A 5,118-nucleotide genomic window follows, 5' to 3' on the forward strand; every position below is an offset into this window, starting at 1 on the left:
GTTCAATATATTGTTCAATCAACTTTTCAGAAATCGTGAATGGCCAGTCACCTGTACGTGAAGATTGCCAATAAAAATAATAATAAAAAGAACGACTCATGCTTTCTTGATTCTCTAGTTCTAAAGAGAACGTATGAAAGGTCATTTGATATCTTTTAAAATATTTTACTAATAATTTGGCATACCGAAAAACAGTCGAAACACTTGTAAATTGCGCATCTGCATAGTCTTCTAAATTTCTGTCTGGGTATTTGTACATATAATCAATCAAATTGAAATTATAAGATTGACGATAGTAATGCAAGTAAACATTATAGATAGGAAAATTAGCATCTTTATACATATAAAATCGTTGATTATTTTCATTTTTCAGTACAATTTTCCCATTAAATTGTTTAAAAATGTCTGATAATTCTTCTACATACAATAGAATAGATTTTGAAGAAACATTCAGTAAGTCTTTTAAATCTGCAATGGTTCGCCACTTGTTTTTTTCTAAGAGATAGTTAAATAGACGAATTTTCTTTTGAGAAGATTTCGTTAAAAATGTATGCACTTTATCAACCTCCTGTATTTCTAAATTTTTATAAATAACTTAGTCATATTAATTATACGACTTTCTTTTTGCAAGAGGTAAATTTTTGCCCCCAAAAAAACAGGTGCTAAAGAAGTTCCTTAGCACCTGTGCTTGATTTCAATTGATTCAATTATTAAGTCATGTTTAACGGAAATTTTATCTAGCTTTAAATAGGGGCATCTTCTAAGTTCCAAACTAATTGACCTTGATAGCTACCCGCGACATCGCTTGGAACTAAAGTTAATTCAAGTGTATTTGCTAAATTCAACATTTGACTTCCACTGCCACTAGCAATAGTTTGTTCGACGTCATTAATCGGTGTCCGTTTGCCCTCTTTAATAAAGCTTAAACCTTTTGACAATGTTTGATTATTTTGATTTTTCATCATTTGTTGCATTTTAACTTTGACTTTCCATTGACTTTTATCCAACTGGCTTTCATCAGTGATAGCCAGTTCTGCTTCTTGTGGCAACTTGACATAGCTATCTTTTACAGGGATTTCTAGTTGTCCAAAAGAAAGAACGTCAGGTAATTTTAATTGCGGCCCCTTTTCCAGACTGACTATCTTTTTTTCATTATTTGAAACTTGTCCAGTTTCATTCATTGCGTAAAATTCAACTTCTTGGTCAAGCCAATTATCTGGTATCTTCATTTTCACTTGATCGTCAACAGTCTCTGGTGCTGTTGGATACTCTTTTACTAATTGTTCCTCTCCACCGAAACGTGCCATTACGCGAATCGTTTTTCCTGCTTCGTGTTTTAAAGAATACGCCACCTCAGCTTCTTTAGTAAAGCGAGAAACCGGTATTACCTCTCCTGAATTTTTCAATTGAAATTCCAAATTTTTACGATACCGATGAACGATTATTTGTTCTTCTTGTTTAAACGTTCCTTGATCTTGTTCCACTGGATTTTTAACTGGATAATATCCAGGGATTTCAGGATACTCAGATGATACATCAAATGCTTGTGTTAAAATACCTGGCTGACTCATTGGCTCTTTCAATGGTTGATTATTTTCGTCGACAAAAAGAAGATTCACTTTGCTGTTATAATTCACTTTCAATATGCCTTCGGTCGCTTGATTAAACACTTTATCTCTATTGGTGGCCTTTGTTTGGATTGTATAAGGTAATGTCAGATTTCCTTCTGTATCAATGAAACGATTATCGACTGCTGGGGCATCTTCACGCCATTTCACGGCGACTGTATAAAGTAAAGTCGTGGCAGTTAACCGGCTATCTTGTGGTTGTAAGGCAGTCAATACTAATTCTTCGCCTTGCATCTCTTGTGAGAACAAAGCCGTTACATCTTCACCATTAAAGTTTTGAATGTTGATATTACCTGGCTCGTATTGCTGTGATTGCAAGAGACTTGTTAAGTTAAAACGTACTTCTAAATTACTTAATTTACGATCCTCTGCAACATTCGGCATGATTTGTTGGGCCTTTAATTCACTAACAGGTTGCGGCTTCTCTAACGTTAAAGAATTTGCTAAGGCCCCGCCAAACTCAGGTTTTGCCACAAAGTCTGTACGATAAGGAATTTCTAATGGCTGATTGTTATTCCAATTTCGATAAATAAAGGTTAATTTTTCTTTTGGTCGAGTTAAAATTTGTAGCTGTTGCTTTTGACTATTGATGGCATCGGTTTCCGTTTCGTTATGATAAGTTACCCAATAACCACCACTTTCATCATTCCATGTTCTAGAAAAGTTATTCGTCGGTTTGCTCGCATATAGTAATTCCAAAGGGAAATATATACCAAAATAGTATTTTTTACTTAAATCATACGTATTAAAAGAGGTTTTTAATTGTATTGGTTGGTTTTCTTCGTCAAAAAATTCATACGTCACTTTTACATCTCCAAGGAGAGATAGTGTTAAGAAACGCTCTTTTTCAAAAAAGATTGTTCCCCCCGCACGACTTGGTAAATTTTTCAATATTGAAACTTTAACGCTGACTTTTTTGCCTTGATACCACCCCACATTACGAATCATGGCACTACCTATAGGAGAATTTTCATCAACTGTCAATTGACTACTGTTCGCATTGCCTTCAAGTGGAATAACTTCTGTTTCTGCCCCTGATTGCATAACAAAAGTATGGGAAGTCGGTGTATAGACACCTGGCAAGGCCTTAAAGTAACCATAATCAGACAATTTTGTGTTATTTGAAATTTTCTTGACTAACTCAGTTGCTTCACCAATTTGCGGTCCTAAAGCAAACCCAATCAACGTGATTATAAAAACGAATGAGGTTTTAGCAATCTTATTCATCTGCTTTCCATCCTTTCTTTCGTCTTCGAGCCACTACAAACAGGATGATGCTTATAAGAAGTAAACCGATAGTTAGTAATTCCAATTGCTGTTTTTCTCCCGTATTGGGTAAAAGTTGATTGATTAATCCTTTATCAGAGTTAATCGTTTCTCGATTGGGTTGTTTGGCTTCATTAACTGGGGTTATTTTTTCAAAAGGCACTACCTGATCCTTATAATTTTTCTGATAAAATGTTATGCCTACTTCGGAATCTACTTGCTGCGCATGTACACTATTAGCACTTGCTAAAAAAAAGAGTGCTAGCATGAACACAAGATACCCACTTCTTTTTTTCATTTTAAAGCCTCCCTATTTATGATTTATTTTGGCGTAGTTTTAAAATATAAATAAATAACGCCAAAATAATTAAGATACAGCTTCCTATCACAAAATACAGAAGAATATTCGAAGCAGGTCGGGTGATTTTGACTGCCTCCTCATTCAATTTTTCATCTTCACCTTTAATTTCAAACGCTTTTTTCAATGTCCACTTTTTACTGTTTTGATCTTCCAACTGAATCGTCAACTCATATAAACCTTTTTTTAAGGCTTCATCATTCCAACTAATTGGAAGTTCAAATTGACTACGTGGTGCCACAGAAATTTGTTTTGATAACTCACGAATTTTCTCACTTTTTCCTTTTTTAGTAACAAAGGCGTTCATTTTCAATTGGCTCATTAAAACTGGTTCTGGATTTTCAATTGTCGCGAACAGTGTTAAATAACCATTTTCTAAACCTGGTTTCACCTTTGTTAACTGAAATGCTGGTTCCATTTTTTTATTTTCAACAACAAGTTTTGCTCCGATTGTGTAAGCAAATTTATTCGTTAAACTAAATCCTTTTATTTCCTTCTCTTTTCCATCTGTTAATTCATAACAATAAAATCCACCTAAAATCGTTCCTTCAAAACCATTTTTAGGGACATTTAATTGAAATGAAACTTCTTTTGTTTCTTTTCCTTGTAATTCGACTGTTTGTGACGGCGAAATCAATTCTTCAAATGTAGGACTACCTAATAATTTTTTTCCATGTTGCGAATAGTCTAAAGCGCCATTTTTATTGGTCAGCCCATTATTTGCATCGACACGCACTTTAATCGGTTGATCACTTACATTTTTCAAGCGTAATTTAAACTCTTGTGTGCTTCCAGGGGAGACTTTCAAATCGTAATAACTGACGGAAGATTGCTGGTTTTCTGGTAAAATAGCTTCTGCTTCAAAATTAATCTGATTTTCCTCAGCAGAAGCCGGTGCAGACCACAGAACCAACCAGCTAACTAAACTAAGAAAAAAGATGGGAATAAAAGTTCCCCATCTTTTTAAAGTCTTACGCTGGCGCATCAGATAAACCCCATGTAATCGTTGCTGTGTAGGCTTGTGCTTCAACACCTGCACGTGGTACAAAAAGTTTTACATTTTCATTTTTACCTTTTTCCCCTTGGAATAAGGCAGCCCAGGCGCCTGCACCTTTGCCTTTTTCAGCTGACATTACTGGTTGTAGTGAATCATTTAGTGTTAAACTATTTGATGCAATTGTTGGTGCTTCTGATTGGTTACTTTCTGTAGTTACTTGACCATTTGCCAAGGTTAATTGTGCACCTTTTAAAACGTTTTGATTTGTTACACCTTTAAATTCTGATATGGATGCGGATAATGCCCAGCCTTCTGCACCTCCACGAGTATCATTAACTTGGACAAATGGTTTTTCATTTTGTGCAAAGTAAGTGGCATCCCCTTGTTGGATTTCTTGTTCACCAAAGCTAATACTTGAAGCGTACGGGATTGATAACGCGCCTTCTGCGCCCGTAGCTGGATCTTCATCTGTATCGCCTGTTGGATCAACGACAGGTTTGACATCTTTCCCAGAACCTGCTTTTAAAGTTACATCAGCTTGCGTGTCTTGTAAGTTTGCTTCATTTGCATAAACTGCTTGTCCTGCAATACTTAATGTTAATGCACTTAATGCAACACTTGCTAAAATTTGTTTTTTCATTCTAAAATTCCTCCTAAAATTTCTTGGTCACTTGCGACCTGCTTTTATTTTTACATCATTTTGAAATTTTAGTAAGAGTAAAAAAATTCTTTGTTTTAGAAAAAAAGTAAAAGTGCGTTGTTATTTTTTTGAAAATATACAAAAAGAACGATACTATTTTTCAGCATCGTTCTTGTCTTGTTTTATTAACGTTCTTGTTTCACCGCTTCTAAAGCCGCTGTATTAATAA

General features: G+C 34.9%; 5 protein-coding genes. All 5 read right to left on the reverse strand.

The genetic code is table 11. The features are described from left to right. Positions 1–556: helix-turn-helix domain-containing protein (locus KQI94_RS16855; protein ID WP_216454592.1), on the reverse strand; the 556-nt coding region annotated here is incomplete at its 3' end. A 187-nt stretch (positions 557–743) separates the two neighbouring features. Beyond that, positions 744–2,855, reverse strand: coding sequence for a MucBP domain-containing protein (locus KQI94_RS15440; protein WP_002390114.1), 2,112 nt, complete (start codon positions 2,853–2,855; stop codon positions 744–746). Beyond that, positions 2,848–3,192, reverse strand: coding sequence for an LPXTG cell wall anchor domain-containing protein (locus KQI94_RS15445; protein WP_002366500.1), 345 nt, complete (start codon positions 3,190–3,192; stop codon positions 2,848–2,850). The genes KQI94_RS15440 and KQI94_RS15445 overlap by 8 nt, the downstream gene beginning before the upstream one ends. Before the next feature lie 16 nt (positions 3,193–3,208). After that, the gene (locus tag KQI94_RS15450) at positions 3,209–4,237 is read right to left on the reverse strand and encodes a DUF916 and DUF3324 domain-containing protein (protein WP_002390112.1); all 1,029 of its coding nucleotides are present in this window, start codon (positions 4,235–4,237) and stop codon (positions 3,209–3,211) included. Further along, positions 4,224–4,889: a WxL domain-containing protein gene (locus tag KQI94_RS15455; RefSeq protein ID WP_002366498.1), complete on the reverse strand. Its 666-nt coding sequence runs from the start codon at positions 4,887–4,889 to the stop codon at positions 4,224–4,226. Before KQI94_RS15455 ends, KQI94_RS15450 begins: the two co-directional genes overlap by 14 nt. Between the last annotated feature and the right edge of the window lie 229 nt (positions 4,890–5,118).

The sequence above is a fragment of the Enterococcus sp. S183_ASV_20 genome, from assembly GCF_018919685.1.
Lineage (GTDB): Bacteria > Bacillota > Bacilli > Lactobacillales > Enterococcaceae > Enterococcus > Enterococcus faecalis.